This is a genomic window from Streptomyces sp. NPDC058401 (assembly GCF_042722885.1).
In the GTDB taxonomy this organism is placed as follows: Bacteria; Actinomycetota; Actinomycetes; order Streptomycetales; family Streptomycetaceae; genus Streptomyces.
Window position 1 is genome coordinate 61,598 of sequence record NZ_JBHXKA010000017.1, and the last position, 20,405, is coordinate 82,002.

Annotated in this window: 20 protein-coding genes; 1 reads left to right on the plus strand and 19 read right to left on the minus strand. The window is 72.2% G+C overall.

From position 1 onward, the window contains the following. Positions 1–7: 7 nt before the first annotated feature. The 16 genes from dprA to proS all read right to left on the minus strand — a co-directional run bounded on the left by dprA (position 8) and on the right by proS (position 13,087). Positions 8–1,261, minus strand: a complete 1,254-nt coding sequence (dprA, locus tag ACFWNV_RS09215) for a DNA-processing protein DprA (protein ID WP_383942958.1) — start codon at positions 1,259–1,261, stop codon at positions 8–10. 5 nt (positions 1,262–1,266) lie between these two features. Beyond that, entirely contained in the window at positions 1,267–2,889 is a 1,623-nt protein-coding gene (locus tag ACFWNV_RS09220; RefSeq protein ID WP_383942865.1) for a YifB family Mg chelatase-like AAA ATPase, read from the minus strand. Beyond that, positions 2,889–3,260, minus strand: a complete 372-nt coding sequence (locus ACFWNV_RS09225; RefSeq protein WP_383942868.1) for a YraN family protein — start codon at positions 3,258–3,260, stop codon at positions 2,889–2,891. Before ACFWNV_RS09225 ends, ACFWNV_RS09220 begins: the two co-directional genes overlap by 1 nt. 122 nt (positions 3,261–3,382) lie before the next feature. Further along, a complete protein-coding gene (locus ACFWNV_RS09230; RefSeq protein WP_005311352.1) occupies positions 3,383–3,691 on the minus strand; it encodes a DUF2469 domain-containing protein in 309 nt (102 codons plus the stop codon). Between the two features lie 55 nt (positions 3,692–3,746). Then, entirely contained in the window at positions 3,747–4,301 is a 555-nt protein-coding gene (locus tag ACFWNV_RS09235; protein WP_383942871.1) for an NUDIX hydrolase, read from the minus strand. After that, entirely contained in the window at positions 4,291–5,067 is a 777-nt protein-coding gene (lepB, locus tag ACFWNV_RS09240) for a signal peptidase I (protein WP_383942874.1), read from the minus strand. Before lepB (ACFWNV_RS09240) ends, ACFWNV_RS09235 begins: the two co-directional genes overlap by 11 nt. 44 nt (positions 5,068–5,111) lie before the next feature. Then, on the minus strand, positions 5,112–6,026 hold the full coding sequence (lepB, locus tag ACFWNV_RS09245; RefSeq protein WP_383942877.1) for a signal peptidase I: 915 nt from the start codon (positions 6,024–6,026) through the stop codon (positions 5,112–5,114). 113 nt (positions 6,027–6,139) lie between these two features. Continuing rightward, positions 6,140–7,093, minus strand: coding sequence for a signal peptidase I (gene lepB, locus ACFWNV_RS09250; protein ID WP_383942880.1), 954 nt, complete (start codon positions 7,091–7,093; stop codon positions 6,140–6,142). After that, positions 7,086–7,904, minus strand: a complete 819-nt coding sequence (gene lepB, locus ACFWNV_RS09255) for a signal peptidase I (protein WP_383942883.1) — start codon at positions 7,902–7,904, stop codon at positions 7,086–7,088. The genes lepB (ACFWNV_RS09250) and lepB (ACFWNV_RS09255) overlap by 8 nt, the downstream gene beginning before the upstream one ends. A gap of 44 nt (positions 7,905–7,948) precedes the next feature. Then, the gene (gene rplS / locus ACFWNV_RS09260) at positions 7,949–8,299 is read right to left on the minus strand and encodes a 50S ribosomal protein L19 (RefSeq protein ID WP_382980500.1); all 351 of its coding nucleotides are present in this window, start codon (positions 8,297–8,299) and stop codon (positions 7,949–7,951) included. A gap of 134 nt (positions 8,300–8,433) precedes the next feature. Continuing rightward, a complete protein-coding gene (trmD, locus tag ACFWNV_RS09265) occupies positions 8,434–9,255 on the minus strand; it encodes a tRNA (guanosine(37)-N1)-methyltransferase TrmD (protein ID WP_383942887.1) in 822 nt (273 codons plus the stop codon). After that, positions 9,255–9,833, minus strand: coding sequence for a ribosome maturation factor RimM (rimM, locus tag ACFWNV_RS09270; protein ID WP_383942889.1), 579 nt, complete (start codon positions 9,831–9,833; stop codon positions 9,255–9,257). Before rimM ends, trmD begins: the two co-directional genes overlap by 1 nt. Positions 9,834–9,998: 165 nt before the next feature. Further along, positions 9,999–10,238 (minus strand): RNA-binding protein, encoded by a 240-nt coding sequence (locus tag ACFWNV_RS09275; protein ID WP_030011889.1) that lies wholly within the window; start codon positions 10,236–10,238, stop codon positions 9,999–10,001. Positions 10,239–10,240: 2 nt separating this feature from the next. Beyond that, positions 10,241–10,684 carry a 30S ribosomal protein S16 gene (rpsP, locus tag ACFWNV_RS09280; RefSeq protein ID WP_243337676.1) on the minus strand — a complete coding sequence of 148 codons (444 nt, stop codon included), beginning with the start codon at positions 10,682–10,684 and terminating at the stop codon, positions 10,241–10,243. Between the two features lie 191 nt (positions 10,685–10,875). Further along, the gene (locus ACFWNV_RS09285; protein WP_383942892.1) at positions 10,876–11,472 is read right to left on the minus strand and encodes a hypothetical protein; all 597 of its coding nucleotides are present in this window, start codon (positions 11,470–11,472) and stop codon (positions 10,876–10,878) included. A gap of 202 nt (positions 11,473–11,674) precedes the next feature. Beyond that, positions 11,675–13,087: a proline--tRNA ligase gene (proS, locus tag ACFWNV_RS09290; protein ID WP_383942895.1), complete on the minus strand. Its 1,413-nt coding sequence runs from the start codon at positions 13,085–13,087 to the stop codon at positions 11,675–11,677. A 131-nt stretch (positions 13,088–13,218) separates the two neighbouring features. Here proS and ACFWNV_RS09295 point away from each other — a divergent pair, with 131 nt between their 5' ends. After that, complete coding sequence (locus ACFWNV_RS09295; RefSeq protein ID WP_383942898.1) at positions 13,219–13,896, plus strand: methyltransferase type 11; 678 nt, start codon at positions 13,219–13,221, stop codon at positions 13,894–13,896. Positions 13,897–13,945: 49 nt separating this feature from the next. On the opposite strand, the gene ftsH is transcribed toward ACFWNV_RS09295, so the two are convergent. From ftsH to ACFWNV_RS09310, 3 genes are all read right to left on the minus strand, one after another. Further along, the gene (gene ftsH, locus ACFWNV_RS09300) at positions 13,946–15,793 is read right to left on the minus strand and encodes an ATP-dependent zinc metalloprotease FtsH (RefSeq protein ID WP_383942961.1); all 1,848 of its coding nucleotides are present in this window, start codon (positions 15,791–15,793) and stop codon (positions 13,946–13,948) included. Positions 15,794–16,028: 235 nt separating this feature from the next. After that, a complete protein-coding gene (gene ffh, locus ACFWNV_RS09305; protein WP_383942901.1) occupies positions 16,029–17,612 on the minus strand; it encodes a signal recognition particle protein in 1,584 nt (527 codons plus the stop codon). Between the two features lie 220 nt (positions 17,613–17,832). Then, the gene (locus ACFWNV_RS09310) at positions 17,833–20,262 is read right to left on the minus strand and encodes a [protein-PII] uridylyltransferase (protein WP_383942904.1); all 2,430 of its coding nucleotides are present in this window, start codon (positions 20,260–20,262) and stop codon (positions 17,833–17,835) included. Between the last annotated feature and the right edge of the window lie 143 nt (positions 20,263–20,405).

The window sequence follows — 20,405 nt, forward strand, 5'->3', positions numbered from 1 at the left end:
CCCCAGGTCAACGACCGCCTCGCCGGGCGACTCCGCTTTCTGCGCCTCCTCTCGGCCGCTTCGAGGTCAACTGCCAGCCGTCGCCCTGCCGTTCGACGAACCCCAGAGAGTGAAGTTCGTACAGTCTGCCGATGACTTCATCAGTGCCGGTGCCCGCCGCGAGGGCCAGCTCCCCCAGGTCGGCGGGGCGCCCCGCCGGGAGGGCGTCCAGCACCCGGACCGCGTCGGGGCCCAGCAGGTCCCGGGCGATCACGGGGCCCCGCCGCTCGGGGGCCAGCTCACCCATCCCTCCGACCAGCTCGATGACCTCCGCCGCGTCCGTGACCAGCGCGGCCTCACCGCGCAGCAGTTCGTGCACACCGGCCGAGAGCCCGCTGGTGGCCGGGCCCGGGACGCCCATGGTGATCCTCCCCAGGGCCTGGGCCCGCCGGGCGGTGACCAGGGATCCGCTGCGGTGGGCCGCCTCCACGACGACCGTGCCCCGGGTCAGGGCGGCGATGACGCGGTTGCGCAGGACGAACCGGCTCGGCGTGGGATGGCTGCCGGGCGGCAGCTCTCCGATGACCAGCCCCTGGGCGGCGATCCGGCCGAGCAGTCCGGCGTGCCCCCGCGGGTAGGGCACGTCCACCCCGCAGGCCAGCACGGCGGCCGTGGCCCCGCCGGCGGCGAGGGCCCCGCGGTGGGCGGCGCCGTCGATCCCGTAGGCGGCGCCCGAGACCACCACCCAGCCGCGCTCGGCGAGTTCACCGGCCAGGCTCTGGGCCATGTGTGCCCCGTACGGGGTGCACGCGCGGGCCCCGACCACCGCCACGGAGCGCAGGGCCCAGGCCCGCAGGCCGGGGCTGCCCCGCACCCACAGCCCGACGGGCCGGGCGTCGCCGAGGTCGTCCAGCTGACTCGGCCACTCCGCCGACCCGGGGCACAGGAACCGGCCCCCGGTCTCGGCCGCGGCCGCCAGGTCCCGCCGGGGATCGGCCGCCGCGGCCCGGCGGCGGTATCCGGCGAGCCGCTCGCCGCCGACCCCGGTGAGCACCCCGGGCTCGGGCTCCGGCCCGGTCAGCAGCCGTATCAGCCCGACGGCCCCGTGCACCCGCAGCCAGCGCCCGCCGTGCTCCTCCCCGGGCTCCAGGACCCGGGTGAGGGCGGCCCGTGCGAGCACCTCGCCGTCGGGTTCCGCCCGCGGTTCCGGGCCGGCTGCCGGGGGTGCCTGGCCGGGTCCCGGCCCGGGTGACCGGCCGGGCTCCCCGGCCGGGGTCGCCATGGCGGTCATGAGGCGGCTCCCAGGTGCGCCGTGGCTCCGCGGGCGATTCCGGTGCGCAGTTCGAGGGCGACCGCCACGTCCAGGGCGTCGGGACGGTCCCGGCTCCTCAGGTCGGCCACCGTCCAGGCGACCCGCAGCACCCGGTCGAGCCCCCGCGCCGTCAGCAGTCCGCGCTCCAGGTCCCGTTCGGCCTGGGCCAGTGCTCCCGGGGCGGCGGGCCAGCGGGTCCGCAGCTCGTGGCCCGGGACCTCCGCGTTGAGCCGCCAGGGCGTGCCGTCGAGCCGGGCCGCCGCCCGGTCGCGGGCCTCCCGGACCCGGTCGGCGACCACCGCCGTGGCTTCGCCCCGGCCACCGCGCCCCAGCAGATCGGAGCGGGTGACCGGCTCGACCTCGACGCGCAGGTCCACCCGGTCCAGCAGCGGCCCCGACAGCCGGGCCTGGTAGCGGCGGACCACCGAGGCCGGGCAGTCGCATCCGGTCCCGTGCAGGGTGTGCCGCCCGCAGGGACAGGGGTTGGCGGCCAGCACCATCAGGAACCGGGCCGGCAGCCGTACCACCCCGGCGGCCCGGGCGATGACCACGTGTCCCGCTTCGAGGGGCTGCCTCAGGGCGTCCAGCGCCTTGGTGCTGAACTCCGCGGCCTCGTCGAGGAACAGCACCCCCCGGTGGGCCAGCGACACCGCCCCGGGCCTGGCCACACCGGCTCCGCCCCCGACGAGGGACTGCATGGTCGCCGAGTGGTGCGGGGCGCAGTACGGGGCCCGGGCGACGAGCGGTTCGCCCGGGGGCAGGATTCCCGCGACCGAGTGGACGGCCGTGACCTCCAGGGAGTCCTGCCGGGTGAGCGGGGGCAGGATCCAGGGGATCCGCTCGGCCAGCATCGTCTTGCCCGCGCCGGGCGGTCCGCTCAGGAACAGGTGGTGTCCCCCGGCGGCGGCCACCTCCAGGGCCCGGCGTGCCGCGTGCTGTCCGGCGACGTCGGCGAGATCGGGGAAGTCCCGCCCGTCGCCGTCGCGGGACACCCCGGTGCCGAGTCCGGCGCCCGGGACGACCAGCCCGGCGAGCATCGGGTCCGGGCGCCCGGACGGATCCGGCGGATCCTCCTCGGGGACCTCCCCCTCGGTGAGCACCGCGATCAGCTGCCGCAGGCTGCGCACCCCGAGCACCGAGACGTCCGGGACGAGCATGGCCTCGGCCGCGCACTGCTGCGGGACGACGACCTGCCGGTATCCGGCCTCGGCGGCGGCGAGCACCGCGGGGAGGATCCCGCGGACGGGACGCACCCGGCCGTCCAGTCCCAGCTCCCCGATGAGGACGAGATCGGCGATCACCTTGGGGTCGACCACCTCGGCGGCGCCCAGCACCGCGGCCGCAACAGCGAGGTCGAAGCCCGCGCCCGACTTCGGGACCGATGCCGGGCTGAGGCCGACGGTGAGCTTCTTCTGGGGCCAGGCGGCGCCCGAGTTCACCACGGCCGCCCTGACCCGGTCCCGGCTCTCGACCAGGGTCTTGTCGGGCAGCCCCACCAGGGCGAAGGTGGCGACCCCGGGCTCCAGGTCTGCCTGGACCTCCACCACCACGCCGTCGACGCCCACGAGGGCCACCGAACAGGCTCGTGCGAACCCCATCAGGCCGCCCCCCTGACGTGCTCCACCACGGGCCCGCCGCGCCGCGGCAGCAGGACGCCGACGAGGTCGATGCGCACCCCGCCCGGGGGCGGTCCCCCTTGGTCGGCCAGCCAGTGCCCGGCGAGCCTGCGCAAGCGCTCGGCCTTGGCGGGCCGCAGCGCGGCCATGGGATGTTCGAACTCCCCCGCCCGCCGGGTCTTGACCTCGCACACGACGAGGGCGTCCCCGTCCCGGGCGACGATGTCGATCTCCCCGCCGCGACAGCGCCAGTTCCGCGCGATCACGGTCATCCCGGCCTCGGTGAGCCGCCGCGTCGCGAGGTCCTCGCCGTACCGCCCCAATGCCTGCTGTGCCACGCCCTTCGCGTTCATCCGGCACCACCTCCGGCACCGACGTTCCCGCGTCCCGGCCCACCTAGTGGATCTTGGTGGACAACCGGGGGCATGTGGACAACCGCCTCACCCCGGCGGGTGAACCGGCCCTGGCGACGGCGTCAGCTGCCCGGAAGTTCGAGATCGCTCTTGTTGAGCTCCTCGATGTTCACGTCCTTGAAGGTCAGCACCCGCACCTGCTTGACGAAGCGAGCCGGTCTGTACATGTCCCAGACCCACGCGTCGGCCATCGAGACCTCGAAAAAGACCTCCCCCTGTACCGAGTGCACCTGCATCTCGTAGTCGTTGGTGAGGTAGAAACGGCGTTCGGTCTCGATCACATACTTGAACAGCCCGACGACGTCGCGGTACTCGCGATAGAGCTTCAGCTCCATCTCGGTCTCGTACTTCTCGAGGTCCTCGGCACTCATGGCATGTTCCCCTTCAGCCGTGCGTCCCCCTATTGTGCGCCAGGCCCGTGCGCCCCTAAACGATTTCCGGGGCCAGGTTCACGGGCGCACCCGGGGGACCGTCGTCGAGCAGCCTGCGGAGCAGCTCTGCGAGTCTGGTCGGGTACACCGTCTCATGGGCCGCAAGCAGTTCCTCGGAGGTCCACCATCTGGTGCCCGAGACGCTGCGGCGCTCCAGCTCGGTGAGGCCTCCCAGCACCGTCGCCGTCTGGGTGGTGCGGGCCAGGAAGTACCACTCGTCCTGCTCCCAGCGGCGCCCGTCGAAGGGGAACGAGCAGTAGCGGTGCCACAGCACCGGACCCAGTTCCACCTCGGTGATCCCGGTCTCCTCCGCGAGCTCGCGGAGCGCGGCCTGCTCCCGGGTCTCGGCCCCCTCCAGACCGCCGCCCGGGGTGAACCACCAGTCGTCCGCCGGGTCTCCCGGCTCGAAGCCGTGCATCAGCAGGATCCGGTCCTCGGGGTCCAGCAGGATCACCCGGGCCACCTTGCGCGGCCCGCCCGGTCCACCCGGGCCGCCCGGACTGCCCGCACCCGCCCCGGCCCCGGGCCCCGCCGTCGCGTCAGCGGACATCCGCCCGCTCCCTCCTCCGCCCGCGCCCGAGAACCCGTACGACCGGCCCGTACGCGGCCCCGAGCACCACCAGGGCGGCTCCGGCCACCACCGCGGCCACCTGGAGCAGCAGCGGCCCCGCTGTGGAGGTCCCGCCGGGCAGGGCGGCGTAGGTCCCGGGCCGCTCCAGCATCGACATGGAGGGCCACGCCAGGGCGTCCACGCGGCCCTTCACCGCGGAGCGGGCCACCGTCCCCTGTCCGGCCTCCTGCAGGTGCGCCCGGGAGTCCAGCGAGGCTCCGCGCCGGTCGCCGAGCAGGAAGAGATTGCCCTCCGGCACCGTCACCTCGAACGGCGTCCCGGAGGCGGACCCCTCCGGAGCGCCCGCCAGGTCGAGCTTCTCCACCTCGATGTACGGCTCGTCCAGTTCCTTGCCGTTCACGGTGAGCCGGCCGCCGTCACCGCAGCACTTGACCGTGTCCCCGCCGATGCCGACGACCCGCTTGACCATCGGCGAATCGCTCCACTGCTCGTCCTTGAAGATCACGACGTCCCCGCGGTGCACCTCACCGCCGGTGATGCGCTGCGCCAGCACCCGGTCCCCGGGCTGCACCGTCGGCACCATCGAGTCGGTCGGCACCGTGTACGGCTGGTACACGACGGCTCCCCACACGAACCCGCCCAGGAAGAGCACAAAGCCGATGGCCACGGCGATTCCCGACAGCGTGCTGCCGAGAGCACCGCGGCCATCGCCGTCACCTGCTCGTATTGCTCGTGTTCCGCCCATTGCAAGCGCCCCCACACTCGGAGATCGTCGACCTGGGCGGCACCCTACCTGCCGGTAGGCCCTGCGGTCAGCCTCCGCCTGCGCCAGAGTACGACCGGCACCGCGCCGGCGAACCCGAGCGCGGCCGGGCCGAGCCCGACCGGCGCCAGACCGGCGGCGCCCAGACCGAGCGCGGTGGCCTTGGTCTGCGTGCCGATGCCCGGCTGGTCGTAGGTGTCCGGGACCGGCAGGGTGGACCAGCGGGTGACCGGCCAGGCCACCACCACGGCGCGTCCGACGACATCGCTGACGGGGACGAAGCCCTGGGTGGAGTCCTGCTGGTGGTAGCGGGAGTCCTGCGAGTTCTGCCGGTGGTCGCCCATCACCCAGATCTTGTCCTTGGGCACGGTCAGCGGGCCGAAGGGGAAGTCGTCGCACGGGGTGTTGCCCGGGAAGATGTACGGCTCGTCGAGCTCCTTGCCGTTGACGACGACCGGTCCCCCCTTCTTGCACTCGACCGTGTCACCGCCGATGGCGATCGTCCGCTTGATCAGGTCCTTCTCCTCGGCGGACGGCATGAGGCCGATCCAGCTGAGGGCCTTCTGCGCGATGTTGGGCTCAGGGGTGGCCTCACCGCTCAGCCAGTTCGAGGGGTCGTGGAAGACCACGACCTCGCCGCGCTCGGGCTCCGATCCGAACCACGGCGTCAGCTTGTCCACGAGCACCCGGTCGCCCCGCTGCAGGGTGTTCTGCATCGAGTCGGAGGGGATCGAGAACGCCTGCACCAGGAAGGTCTTGATCAGCAGAGCGAGCAGCAGGGCGATGCCGACCAGGAGCGGCAGCTCCTTCCAGAACGACCGGTGCGGGCGCGCTCCGGCGCCGTCCTGCGCGTCGCCGTCGTTCTCGACGGCATCGGGCCCTGAGGAGTCGTTCGGCTCCTCGCCGCCCTCGTCGCGTCCGGACCGTGCACCAACCGCCACGTCCCCCACATCCACTCCTCGTTCGGAAATCGACGCCCGGACCTGATGAGGCACGGGCCCTCCCCTCCCCTAACGAGCGGGAGTTCCCGAAGGCGCGGGAGACCAAGGACACACTATGCGAACGAGGAGCCGCCCCGGCGCCCGCGGGGCGCGCGGCGACCGGCGCGCGCCTGGTCGGGAACCATGCGGAAGGTGGCGGGCTGTTCCAGCCGGCGCCAGTGCCCGAAGGGCCAGGCGATCACCACGGCCTGGCCGACCACGTCCTTCTCGTCGATCGTGCCGTGGAAGGCCTCGTCGAGGTGGTAGCGGGAGTCGGCGGAATTCGCCCGGTGGTCGCCCATGACGAAGATCCGTCCGGCGGGCACCTGCACCTCGAAGCGGATCTCCGAGGGCGCGTTGCCCGGGTTCACGTACGGCTCGTCGAGCGGTGAGCCGTTGACGCTGACCCGGCCCCGGGCGTCGCAGCACTTCACGGTGTCCCCGCCGACGCCGATGACCCGCTTGATCAGGTCCTGTTCGTTCGCGGAGGGCAGCAGGCCGATGAAGGTGAGGGCCTGCTTGATCTGTTTGACGCCCACCGGGTCCTCGGCGGTCTGGAGGCCGTCGCTGCCCAGCCAGCCTCCCGGGTCCCTGAACACGACCACGTCTCCGCGCTCGACCTCGGAGCCGAACCACGGGGTGAGCTTGTCCACCAGGACCCGGTCGCCGATCCGGATCGTCTGCTCCATGGAGCCCGACGGGATGAAGAAGGCCTGGACGAGGAAGGTCTTGAGGATCAGGGCGATGCACAGGGCGACCACCACGAGCAGGGGCAGCTCCCCCACCCGGCGGGTACGCCGTCTGCGCCGGACCCGTCGGGCGAGACGACGTCGTTCGGCCCGGCCGCCCGGTTCCGCGGGCTCCGCCGGGGCCTCCGGCTCCGGCTCGGCGTCCTCGTCCTCGGTCCCGGACCCGTACCCGTTGTCGTCCTCGTCCTCGTACCGGTCGTCGCCCTCGACCCGCTCCTCGTCCTCGTACCGGTCGTCACCCTCGTACCGGTCGCCCTTCGGGCGCCCGCGGCTACCCACGGCCCCCGCCCGCGGAACCCGCTTCTCCCCAGCGCGACAGCGGCCAGCCGATCCAGTCGGCCCGCCCGATCACCTTCTCCACCGGCACCATCCCCCCGCCCGGCTCCCCCAGGTGGTCCCGGGAGTCCCGGGACTGGGAACGATGATCACCCATGACCCACAGGCTCCCAAGGGGCACGACGACACGGAACGGAACTTTCGATCCCGAGTCACCGGGAAAGAGGTACGGCTCGTCCAGCAGGACCCCGTTGACCTTGATCCGGCCCTTGTCGTCGCACACCACGTCGTCGCCGCCCACGCCCACGACCCGCTTCACGAAGTCGGTGTCCGAGGGCTCGGCCAGCCCGAGCGCCGAGGCCGCCCCGTGCAGGGCTTCGCCGAGGGGATTCCCGTCCGGGGCCTCGCGTACGAAGGAGCCCGTGCCGTCGAAGACCACGAGGTCCCCGCGCTCCGGCCCGGCCTCGAAACGGTAGACCAGCTTGTTGACCAGCACCCGGTCCCCGACCTCGAGCGTGGGCTCCATCGAGCGGCTCGGGATCAGGAAGGGCTGGAGCACGAAATTGCTGAAGAGCAGCAGGAAGACGGTGCAGACCACCCCCAGCAGCCCGGCGCGCCGCCAGGTCAGCCAGCCGCCCTTGCCGGAATCTGGGTCCGGGTCCGGGTCCGAGCCCGGACCCGTGCCCGCGCCTGCGTCCGTGTCCGCTTCCGCGCCCGGGGCAGGACCGGCCCCGGAAACCACGAAACGCGACCGCCCCTCCCCCTCGTCGGGGGAAGAGTGGCCGCGCTGCGTGTGAGGTGCTTCGGTGTCCATCGGGGGCGAGCCTATCCGGCCTCACCCCGAACGCCGGGAGCAGATCAGCGGTCGCGCTTCTCCTTGATCTTCGCGGCCTTGCCGCGGAGCTCACGGAGGAAGTACAGCTTGGCGCGACGGACGTCACCGCGGGTGACGAGCTCGATCTTCTCGAAGATCGGGGAGTGGACCGGGAAGGTACGCTCCACGCCGACGCTGAAGGAAACCTTGCGGACCGTGAAGGTCTCGGAGACGCCGGCGCCCTGGCGGCGGATGACGACACCCTTGAACTGCTGGATACGGGAGCGGCTGCCCTCGATCACGCGGACGTGCACGTTGACGGTGTCACCCGGGCGGAAGGCCGGGAGGTCCGAGCGCAGGGTGGCGGCGTTGACGCCATCGAGCAGGTGAGACATGAGATTCGTCTGCTTTCTTCGCATGACGCCACAGGCCGCCGATGCGGGGTTTCCGGAGAGAATTCGGGAGCTGCGGGGCTCGGCGGACGACGGTCCCCCTGTGGCAGGGGCGTACGCGAGCACACAGCAGCCGCCTATTCTTCCACGGGCTGGGGCCTGCGCCAAAATCGGCCGTCGGGGGACGGCTTCCAGCCGAGGATGCTCAGCAGCTCGCGGTCCTTCTTGTCGAAGGCCGAGGCCTCGCAGCGCTCGATCAGGTCCGGGCGGTTGGCCGCCGTGCGACGGAAGGCCTCGTCGCGGCGCCACCGGGCGATCTTGCCGTGGTGGCCGCTGACCAGCACGTCCGGGATCCCGTGGCCGCGCCACTCCGGGGGCTTGGTGTAGACGGGCCCCTCCAGCAGGTTGGCCATGTCCCCGGGCGCGAAGGAGTCGTCGCGGTGGGATTCGGCGTTGCCGAGCACCCCGGGCAGCAGCCGGGCCACGGCCTCGGTGACGACCAGGACGGCCGCCTCGCCGCCTGCCAGGACGTAGTCGCCGATGGACACCTCGTAGACCGGGAGGCGCGTGGCGTACTCGTCCATGACCCGGCGGTCGATGCCCTCGTACCGGGCCGGGGTGAAGATCAGCCACGGGCGTTCGGAGAGCTCGACGGCCAGTTCCTGGGTGAACGGCCGGCCGCTGGGGGTGGGGACGACGATGACGGGCCCGTGCGCGCCCGCCTCGTAGCCGTCGGCCAGGGCCGCGTCCAGGGCCTCGCCCCACGGCTCGGTCTTCATGACCATGCCGGGACCGCCGCCGTACGGGGTGTCGTCCACCGTGTTGTGCCGGTCGTACGTCCAGTCCCGCAGGTCGTGGACGTGTACGTCGAGCTGGCCGCGCGCCCGCGCCTTGCCGACGAGGGAGACGTTGAGCGGTTCGAGGTACTCGGGGAAGATCGTGACGACGTCGAGACGCATCAGGCGTCTTCCCCGTCCGACTCCGACTCCGCCGCTTCCTCGTCCCGGGTGGAGACGACGACGGCCTCGCTCGCGTCGATGAGCCCGGGCGGCGGGGTGATGACGCAGCGCTGCTCTTCGAGGTCGATCTCGGCGACGATCTCCTCGACGAAGGGGATCATCACCTCGGTGCCGTCCGGCCGCTCGACGATGAACAGGTCCTGCGAGGGCAGGTGGGAGATCTCGGTGATCCGGCCGATCACGGTGCCGTCCTCCAGGACGACGTCGAGGTCCATCAGCTGGTGGTCGTAGTACTCGTCATCCTCGGCCGGCAGCTCCGCCGGGTCCACCTCGGCGATGAGCAGGACGTTGCGCAGCGCCTCGGCGCCGGTGCGGTCCTTGACCCCGGCGAAGCGCAGCATGAGCCTGCTGCTGTGCACCCGGCCGGTCTCGACCGTCAGCGGGCCCGCCGACGCGGGGTCGGTCCGGAGCACGGCGCCGGGCCCGAGCCGCAGCTCCGGCTCGTCGGTCCGCACCTCGACGGTGACCTCACCCTTGATCCCGTGGGCGCGGCCGATCCGCGCAACTACCAGCTCCACTGCATATCTCGCCTTCTTGCGGCTAAACCGCCGCCGCTCTCGCGGAGGTGGTACCTCTCCGTCGTGGTTGCTCAATCAATGGTCGCTCTTGCCCGTGGGCAAAAACGACTCGGGCCGGGGTGGGCAACCAGCGCCCTCCCCGGCCCGTGCCGGTGTATCAACTTCTCAGCGGACCTGGTCCACGTCGACGAGGTCGACGCGGATCCCCCGGCCGCCGATGGCGCCCACGACGGTACGCAGAGCACGTGCGGTGCGGCCGTTGCGGCCGATCACCTTGCCGAGGTCGTCGGGGTGGACCCTGACCTCCAGCACCTGCCCGCGGCGCAGGTTGCGCGAGGCGACCTGCACTTCGTCGGGGTTGTCCACGATGCCCTTCACGAGGTGCTCAAGAGCCTCCTCGAGCATGCTCAGGCCTCGGTCGACTCGGCGGTCTCGGCCTCAGCCTCGTCCGCCTTCTTGTCGGCCTTCTTCGCCTTCTGGGTAATGGCTTCGCCCTTGCCCTCGCCGATGCCCTCGAGGGCCTTGGCGAACTCGTCGAAGGAGCGACGCTTGTTCTCCTTCGTCGCCGGCTGCAGCAGCGGCGCGGGGGCCGGAAGGCCCTTGTGCGCCTGCCAGTCACCGGTGAGCTTCAGGATGGCGAGCACAGCCTCGGTGGGCTGGGCGCCGACAGACAGCCAGTACTGCGCACGCTCGGCGTTGACCTCGATGCGCGACGGGTTGTACGTCGGGTGGTAGATACCGATCTCTTCGATCGCGCGACCGTCCCGACGGGTACGGGCATCGGCGACGACGATGCGGTAGTGCGGCTGGCGAATCTTGCCGAGGCGCTTGAGCTTGATCTTGACTGCCACTGGAGTGGTGTCTCCTGAACTTGACGTGGTTGGGCACATGAGATGCCACGTGGGGTTGCGGTACTCGGGTGCCCGATGGACGCGTCAGCCGGAGGAGAGAGGGGTCCTATGCGACTGTCGAGTACAGCTGTCCATTGTGCCACACGCCCGCGGCACGCTCGGCCGGGAGGTTTCGGAACGCATCCGCCGGGTCAGGAGGCCACCGCGATGGCCACGTCCGGGATGCGGAAGGGCTTCATGCAGCCTCCGCACACGATCGGGGCCTGAGCCAGCACGGACGGGACCACGCGCACGTTGCGCCCGCAGTCGCAGACGGCCTTGACGCGGACGCCGCCGCCGGAGGACCCGTGCCGGGCGGCCGGACCGCGGAAGCTGCGCTTGGTGTCGGCGGCCGTGGCGGCCGTGTGGGCCTTCAGCGCACGCTGAAGGCGTTCCATGGTGGGGCGGTAGCGCTTCTTCGCCTCTGGATTGAGCGAGACCAGGGAGAAGCCGCTGCTCGCGTGCGGCTCGTCGGTGTGGTCCAGCCCCATCTCCTCGGCGATCGCGAGGAACCTGCGGTTGTGGTAGCGGCCGGCCCGCGAAGTGTCACGCACTCCGCGGGCTGCGGCGATGCCGTGGACTGCCTCGTGCAGCAGTCGCTCGAAGGAGAGCTCGGCGCCGCAGGCGGACGAGGACTCTCCGATCAGGGACTCGGGCGCGGCAAGGTCAGGCAGCTCGGAGTGGTACCGCTGAATATCGGCCCACGCCTGCGCCAGCTCTGCGGCGAGAACAGGTGGTGTCGTGCTCACGTCGTGACAACGAGCCGGGGTGCCCCGGTGTTCCGATTCCGGGCCATTCCAAATTTTTTGCACGTACCAGTCAGTTCTGTCTCATGCGTCCCGACGAGGACGGGTGCGCATATCTCAGGAGGAGTCGGTACGTAGTGACGACTACACCCCGGCGCGCGGCGGGTGCCGCACGCCGGGGCGTGAGAGCCGTCGGCCGGGCCGACTAGTACGAGCGCGCGACGATCGCGAGGTTACCCGGGGTGTCGTCAGCCTGCGGCACCGACCCGTCCTCGGCGATCAGGCAGCGTACGGAGACGGCCTGCTCGGCGAGCTTCGCCTCGCCCTCGGGGCCCAGGTCGGCCCACGGGATCCGCGCCCAGCCACCGGCGATGGCGGCCTCGGCGGCCTCCTCGATGGTCGAGACGTCGGAGGTGCGGGAGATGCGGCGCTCGCGGGACTCGCGCAGCAGCTGCTCCTGGTCCTCCTCCAGCACCTTGGGCAGCAGGGCGGCGAGGTCGGAGATCTGCACGGCCTCCTTGCCGCCCGGGATCCGGCGGGCCAGCATCGCGGTGCCGGCCTCCAGGTCGCGGGGGCCGATCTCGATGCGGACCGGTACGCCCTTGAGCTCCCAGTCCACGGCGCGGCGGCCGAAGGGGGTGTCGACGCGGTCGTCGACGAACACGCGCAGGCCCGCGGCCTTGAGCTGGGCGCCCAGCTCGCGGACCTTCGCCACGGCCTCGTCGCCCTTGATCGCCATGACGACGACCTGGACGTGCGCGAGGCGCGGCGGGACCCGCAGGCCGTTGTCGTCGCCGTGCGACATGATCAGGCCGCCGACCATGCGGGTGGAAACGCCCCACGAGGTCTGCCAGACGAGCTCCTGCTTGCCTTCCTTCGACAGGTACTGCGTGTTGAAGGCCTTGGCGAAGTTGGTGCCGAGCTCGTGGCTGGTGCCGAGCTGCAGGGCCTTGCCGTCGCCCATCATGCCCTCGAGGGTGAGAGTGTTGATGGCGCCGGCGAAGCGCTCCTTGGCGGTCTTGCGGCCGAGCACGACGTCGATGCCGAGCACGTTGGTCATGAAGTCGCCGTACACGTCCGTGTGGATGCGGGCGGCGTAGTCGCGGGCGTCCTCGTAGGAGAGGTGGGCGGTGTGGCCCTCCTGCCAGAGGAACTCGCTCGTACGGAGGAACACCCGCGGGCGCATCTCCCAGCGGACCACGTTCGCCCACTGGTTGATCAGCAGGGGCAGGTCGCGGTAGCTCTGGACCCACTTGGAGAAGTACTCGTTGACGATCGTCTCGGAGGTGGGGCGGACGACGACCGGCTCGTCCAGCTCCTTGCCGCCGCCGTGCGTGACGACCGCGAGCTCGGGGGCGAAGCCCTCGACGTGCTCCGCTTCCCGCGTCAGGTAGGACTGCGGGATGAACAGCGGGAAGTACGCGTTCTGGGCGCCCGCGTCCTTGATGCGCGCGTCCATCTCCTGCTGCATCCGCTCCCACAGGCCGTAGCCGTACGGCCGGATGACCATCGTGCCGCGGACCGGACCGTTGTCGGCCAGCTCGGCCTTGTTGATCAGATCCTGGTACCAGCGGGGAAAATCCTCCGCCTGGGGGGTGAGAACGGGTGCCTTTGCCATGGCGCGAATGGTACGGCGCCCGGAGTGCCGAACGTGAATCGGGTGGCGCGCTCCTCTGGACGCGGGGGCGAATCGGGAGTTCTCTGGCAACGGGGGCATGGGGGCGAAACGGAATCAGGAGCGCTCTTTCGATGACACCGACGCCGACGGCGACGCTTGTCGCGCGGGACTGGGCGGAGATCCAGGAACGGATGCTGGTACCGCTGTACGAGGCGGTCTACGACCGGCTGGAGGTCGGGCCGGGAGACCGGCTGCTCGGCCTCGACTGCGGGGCGGGACTGGCCCTGCTGCTGGCTTCGGGCCGGGGAGCCCTGGCCACGGGTGTGGAGACGGATCCGGCACGCCGCACGCTGGCCCGGGAACGCCTCCTGGAGGTCCTCGCCGACCCTCCCGCGCCCGCGGTGCCCTATGACGTGCTGCTGGCCTTCTCGCCCTCCCCGGGCGCCCTGGCCGCGGCCCTGCCGGCGCTGCGCCGCCCCGGCGGGGCGGTGGTGCTGGCCGACTGGGGTCCGGCGGAGCGGTGCACGGTGCCCTCCGTCCTGGGCGGCGGGCCGGCTCCGCGGGATCTGGACGCGATGGCGGCCGCGGCCGGGCTGGTGCCGGACGGGTCGGGGCGGGTGTTCTGCCCCTTCGGGTACGCCGACGTGGACAGCGCGGTGCGCGGGCTGCTGTCGACCGGGCTGTACGAGTGCTCCGACCCGGTGCAGGTGGAGAAGGAACTGGCGGAGGCCCTTCACCCGTACGAACGGGGTGACGGGGCCGTCTGGCTGCCGAACATCTTCCGCTACGTCATCGCCCGTACGGCCTAACCCGCGCAACCATCGCCGTGCGGGGCCGCGGACCGGCCCCGCACGGCGCTCACTTGTGCGGCGCCGACTTGTGGAGGCGGGGAATCCCCGCGGCCGCGTAGGCCGCCGCCTCGTCCAGGGTTTCGTTCGCCATTAGGGCCTCCGCGAGGGCGTCCAGCTTGTCGCGGTTCTCGCGCAGCAGGCGGCAGGCCTTCTCGTAGCACTCGTCGACGATCCTGCGCATCTCGTGGTCCACCGCGTCCAGGGTGGCGGGGGCGGCGGAGAGGCCGTAGGGGCTCTGTCCGTCCGAGGGGATGGCGGTGAGGCGGCCGATGCGTTCGCTCATGCCCCAGCGGCCGACCATGCCCCGGACGATGCTGGTGACCTGTTCGAGGTCGTTCTCCGCGCCGGTGGTGATGACCTCGTAGACCACCTGCTCGGCGGCCATGCCGCCCAGCGCCCCGATGATGCGGCCGCGCAGGTACTCCTCCGTGTAGGCGTACCGGTCCGCCTCGGGGGTCGAGAGGGTGACGCCGAGGGCCCGCCCGCGCGGCACGATGGTGATCTTGCGGACGGGGTCGGCGCCGGGCTGGAGCATGCCCAGCAGGGCGTGTCCGCTCTCGTGGTACGCGGTGCGGCGGCGCTCCTCGTCCGGCATGACCAGCGGGCGTTCCGCGCCGAGCTGGACCTTCTCCAGCGCGTCGGAGAGGTCCGACTGGGTGACCTCCTTCTGCTGGCGCTTCACGGCGAGCAGGGCGGCCTCGTTGGCAAGGTTGGCCAGTTCGGCCCCGGTCATGCCCGGGGTCGTACGGGCCATTTGCGCCAGGTCCACGTCGGCGGCGAGCGGGATGTCCCGGGTGTGGATGCGCAGGATGGCCTCGCGGCCGCTCTTGTCGGGCGGGGAGACCATGACGGTGCGGTCGAAGCGGCCGGGCCGGGTCAGTGCCGGGTCCAGGACGTCGGCCCGGTTGGTCGCGGCCAGCACGACCACGCCCTCGGAGCCGGAGAAGCCGTCCATCTCGGTGAGGATCTGGTTCAGGGTCTGCTCGCGCTCGTCGTGGCCGCCCATGGCCGCGCCGCCGCCGCGGGCCCGCCCGATGGTGTCGATCTCGTCGATGAAGATGATGGCGGGGGCCACTTTGCGGGCCTCGGAGAAGAGTTCGCGCACCCGGGAGGCGCCGACGCCGACGATCATCTCGATGAACTCGGAGGCGGACGCGGAGAAGAAGGGCACCCCGGCCTCGCCGGCCACCGCGCGGGCGAGCAGGGTCTTTCCGGTGCCGGGCGGGCCGGCGAGCAGGACGCCGCCGGGCATCCGGGCGCCCATCTTGCGGTACTCGTCCGGGTTCTTGAGGAAGTCCACGACGTCGTTGAGCTCGCCCTCGACCTCGTCGATGCCGGCCACGTCCTCGAAGGTCGTGCGCTTGGCGCCTTCCAGCTCGACCGGCTTGGGCGGCGTCTTGCGCCCGAGTCCGCCCATGCCGCCGCCGCCCATCGCCGATCCCATCCGGCGGGCGATGACCACCCACAGGAGGACCAGCAGCAGCATCGGGGCCAGCGAGATCAGCAGGTTGGCCAGGAAGCTGCGCTGTTCGACGACCGGGGAGGCCGTGACGACGACGTTCTGCTTGGTGAGGTCGGCCCACAGGTCGTCGTCGGCGAAGGCGGGCCGCTGGGAGACGAACTTCTTGTAGTCGCCCTTGTCCCCGTCCGGCTTGGGCTGCTCGGCCTTCAGCTCGCCCTGGATGGCGTCGCCCTTGGAGTAGATCTTCGAGACGTTGCCGTTCGCCACCTGCTTGCTGAACTCGGTGTACGAGATGGTCGGCTCGTCGCCCTCGTTGAAGAAGGACAGCACCAGGTTGGTGATCAGGTAGACGATCAGGGCGGTGAGGATCAGGCCGCGCCAGCCGCCGGGCATCCGCTTCTTCGGCGGCGGGGCGGGCGGTGCGCCCTCGGAGCGCCAGGGCGTATCGGCCCGGTCGCGGGGCGGTACGGGGGTGGGGCTGGGCACGTGGCCTCCTTCTGCCGTCCTCCCGGCCGACCATAAGCGACAAACCGGAGCATCGCCCCTGGCGGCGGGCCACACGGCGAAGCCCCGGCCGGAGTGGTCCGGCCGGGGCTCGCGTGGCTCCGTACTGCTACGTCGCGAACTGCTACTTCATGAACTTCTTGAACTCGTCCGGCAGGTCGAACTCATTGGCGGACTGCCCGGGCTGGGCACCGCCCGCAGGAAGGCCGAACGGGCTGCCGCCGGCGGCGGGCTCGATCGCCTCGGGGCCCGCCTCGCGGCGCGCGGCCGCCGCGGCCTCTTCTTCCTTGCGCTTCATGGGGTTGCCGCTCTTGCGCTTGCCCTTGGCCTGCTTGATCTGCTTCTTCTGCCGGCCGGGGCCGCCGCCCATCCCGGGGATGCCGGGCATGCCCGGCATGCCGCCGCCCTGGGCCATGCGGGACATCATCTTGCGGGCCTCGAAGAACCGCTCGACGAGCGACTTGACGGCGCTGACCTCGGTGCCGGAGCCCTTGGCGATACGGGCGCGGCGCGAGCCGTTGATGAGGTGCGGGTCCTGGCGCTCGGCCGGGGTCATCGACTTGATGATCGCGGCGGTGCGGTCCACGTCGCGCTCGTCGATGTTGTTGATCTGGTCCTTGATCTGCCCCATGCCCGGGAGCATGCCGAGCAGCTTGGAGATGGAGCCCATCTTGCGGACCTGCTCCATCTGGGACAGGAAGTCGTCGAGCGTGAACTCCTTCGGCCCCTTCTGGAGCTTGGCCGCCATCTTCTCGGCTTCGGCCTGGCTGAAGGTCTTCTCGGCCTGCTCGATCAGGGTGAGCATGTCACCCATGTCGAGGATCCGGCCCGCCATGCGGTCCGGGTGGAAGGCGTCGAACTCGTCGAGCTTCTCGCCGTTCGAGGCGAAGATGATCTGCTTGCCGGTGACGTGCGCGATGGAGAGCGCGGCACCGCCGCGGGCGTCGCCGTCGAGCTTGGAGAGCACCACGCCGTCGAAGCCGACGCCGTCGCGGAAGGCCTCGGCGGTGTTGACCGCGTCCTGGCCGATCATGGCGTCGACGACGAAGAGGATCTCGTCCGGGCTGACGGCGTCGCGGATGTCCGCGGCCTGCTGCATCAGCTCCTGGTCGATGCCGAGGCGGCCGGCGGTGTCGACGATCACGACGTCGTACTGCTTGGTCCGCGCGTACTCGATGGAGTCCTTGGCGACCTGGACCGGGTTTCCGACGCCGTTGCCCGGCGAGGGGGCGTAGACGGCCACGCCGGCCCGCTCGGCCACGACCGAGAGCTGGTTGACGGCATTGGGGCGCTGGAGGTCACAGGCGACGAGGAGCGGGGTGTGACCCTGCCCCTTCAGCCACAGGCCGAGCTTTCCGGCGAGGGTGGTCTTACCGGCACCCTGGAGGCCGGCGAGCATGATCACGGTGGGCGCGGTCTTGGCGAAGCGCAGCCGCCGGGTCTCGCCGCCGAGGATGGAGACCAGCTCGTCGTTGACGATCTTGAGGACCTGCTGGCCCGGGTTCAGGGCCTTGGAGACCTCTTCGCCGCGGGCGCGCTCCTTGACGTTCGCGATGAAGGAGCGGACGACCGGGAGGGCGACGTCGGCCTCGAGGAGGGCGATACGGATTTCCCGCGCCGCAGCGTCGATGTCCTGCTCGGAGAGGCGGCCTTTGCCCCGGAGGGACTTGAAGGTCGCGCTGAGGCGGTCGGAAAGCGTATCGAACACGGTGGTCGCGATTCCTCGGGTCAGGGGGCGTGTGGTCGTCCCCCAGGGTATCGGTCCCCGCCGCGGGCCCGGCCCTGCGGGCGGCAATCCCCTACCCGCCCTTCCACCGTTCCCCGGGGCTCGGCCCCGGACCCCGCGCCTCAAACGCCGGCGAGGCCGGATTTGCGGAGCCCCGGGAAACGGGCGAAGGGTGGGTAGGGGACAGCCCCCGCAGGGTCCCCTACCCCAGCGCCGCCTGCACCGAGCCCGCCAGGGCCGTCGCCGCCGGCGCGGTCAGGGGTTTGCCGTCCGCGTCGACCACGTACACCGTGTCCACCGCGTTCGCGCCCAGCGTGGAGACGTGCGCGCTGCGGACCCGCACCCCCGAGGACTCCAGCGCCCGCCCGATCCGGTGCAGCAGCCCGACCGCGTCGGGTGCGCGCACCTCCAGGACCGTGGCCAGGGAGGAGACCTCGGGCACCACCGTGACCCGGGGCGGCGGCGGGACCACCCCGCGCCGGCGCGGGTACGCCGCCTCGCGGTCCGCCAGCTTCGCCGGGACGTCGAGCGAGCCGTCCAGGGCCCGCACCAGATCGGTGCGCAGCCGTGCGGCCTGCGGCAGGGCGCCGTACTCCGCCGCCACCCGCCAGCGCAGGACCAGTACCTCGCCCAGCTGGTCGGGGAGCTCCATCGAGCGCAGGTCGGCCGCCCGTACGGTGAGCCGGTGCAGGGCCAGTACGCCGGCCACCGCGGGCAGCACGCCCGGCTGGTCGGGGACGGCCACGACCAGTTCCACGCCGACCGCGTCCTCCTCCTGGCGGGCGTGCAGGGCCAGGACCGGCTCACCGGTGCGCAGCGCCTCCACCGCCAGGCGCTCCTGTTCCGTGGTCGGGATCTCCAGCTCGGTCACCTCCGGGGCCGCCCCGCGGAGCACGGCGGCGACCCGTGCGACCAGGTCGGCCACGAGCGAGCCGCGCCACGTGCTCCACGCCGCCGGTCCGGTGGCCAGGGCGTCGGCCTCGGTCAGCGCGTGCAGGATCTCCAGGGTGCCGGTCGATCCGACCGCCTCCGCGACCGCCTTGACCGTCGCCGGGTCGTCCAGGTCCCGCCGCGTGGCGGTGTCGATCAGCAGCAGGTGGTGGCGTACGAGCACGCCCAGCACGGTGACGTCCTCCGCGTCGAAGCCCACCCGCAGCGCCATGTCGCGCGCGATGGTCTCCCCGGCCACCGAGTGGTCGCCGGGCCAGCCCTTGCCGATGTCGTGCAGCAGCGCCGCCATCAGGAGGAGGTCGGGGCGGCCCACCCGGCGGGTCAGCTCGGAGGCCCGGACGGCCGTCTCGACGAGGTGGCGGTCCACGGTCCAGGTGTGCACCGGGTTGCGCTGCGGCCGGCACCGGACCCGCTCCCAGTCGGGCAGCAGCTTCGTGATGATCCCCTCGGCCTCCAGCGCCTCCCACACGGCCACCGTCGGCTCCCCCGCGCCCAGCAGGGTCAGCAGCTGCTCCCGGGCCTCGGCCGGCCACGGCACCGGCAGCGGCTTCGCCTGGGCCGCGAGCCTGCGTACGGCGTGCAGCGAGACGGGCAGTCCGGCCTGGGCGGCGGCCGCGCCGAAGCGCAGGGGCAGCACCGGGTCCCGGTCGGGCCGCGCGGCCAGGGCCAGTACGGCCTCGCCGTCGGACTCCACGACGCCTTCGGCGAGCGGCGCCCGCTCCGGCAGGGAGTTGCGGGTGCCGAGCAGCCCGCGGAGCCGGGGGCGGGCGGACCGGGCCCGAAGCACGCGCCCGACCTCGCGCCAGGTCACGTCACCGGCGTACGAGACCACCCGCGCGGCCTCGTACACCTCCCGGAGCAGGGCGTCGGCGTCGAGCAGACCGAGCTGCGCCGCGACCGGTGTCTGTTCCTGGAGGGAGAGCCGTTCGGTGGCGCGGCCGGTCACCAGGTGCAGCGCGTCCCGGGCGTCGAGCAGCCGGCGCCGGGCTTCGGCGAGGCCCTCGCGCGGGGCGTCGGCCAGCCAGGACGCGGCGACGGCCCGCAGCGCGGTGACGTCGCGCAGCCCTCCGCGGGCCTCCTTGAGGTCGGGTTCCAGCAGGAAGCGGAGCTCTCCGGCACGCTCGGCCCGCTCGCGGCACAGGGAGTGCAGCTGGGGCAGCCGTTTGGCGGCTTGGTTGCGCCAGTCCGCCAGGACGGAGGTGCGCAGTCCCGCGAGGAGCCCGGCGTCGCCGGCGACGGGCCGGGCGTCGAGCAGTCCGAGGTGCACCTTGAGGTCTTCGGCGGCGGTCTTGCGGGCTTCGCCGGGGGTGCGCACCGAGTGGTCGAGGGCGACGCCGAGGTCCCAGACGGGGTACCAGAGCCGGTCGGCCAGGGCTGCCAGGGCGCGCGGTTCGGCCTTTCCGTCGTGGAGCAGGACCAGATCGAGGTCGCTGCGGGGGGAGAGTTCGGCGCGGCCGTAGCCGCCGACGGCGACGAGGGCGGCGCCCCGCACGCCCGTCTCCTGCGCGGCGGTGGCGAACAGCGCCTTCAGCCAGTCGTCGGTCAGGGCGGCCAGGGCGGAACGCCGGGAAGGCCCGGACCGCGACTCCTCCTGGAGGAGTCGCAGCCGGGCCGCGGCGTACCCGCTGGGTCCCTGGTCGGCGGTGTTGCCGCCGTCAGTGGTCTCTTCGACACTCGTCACCCAGAGGTTCCCATCACTTGGGGCCTGTCCGGCCAGTCGGGCCGGGCTCGCGTGCCCTGGCGCGCACGCTCGCCGCGTTGTCGTCGGTCACCGACGCTCCGCGTCGGTTCTCTCCTCCGCCTTGCGAGCGCACGCGCCAGGCC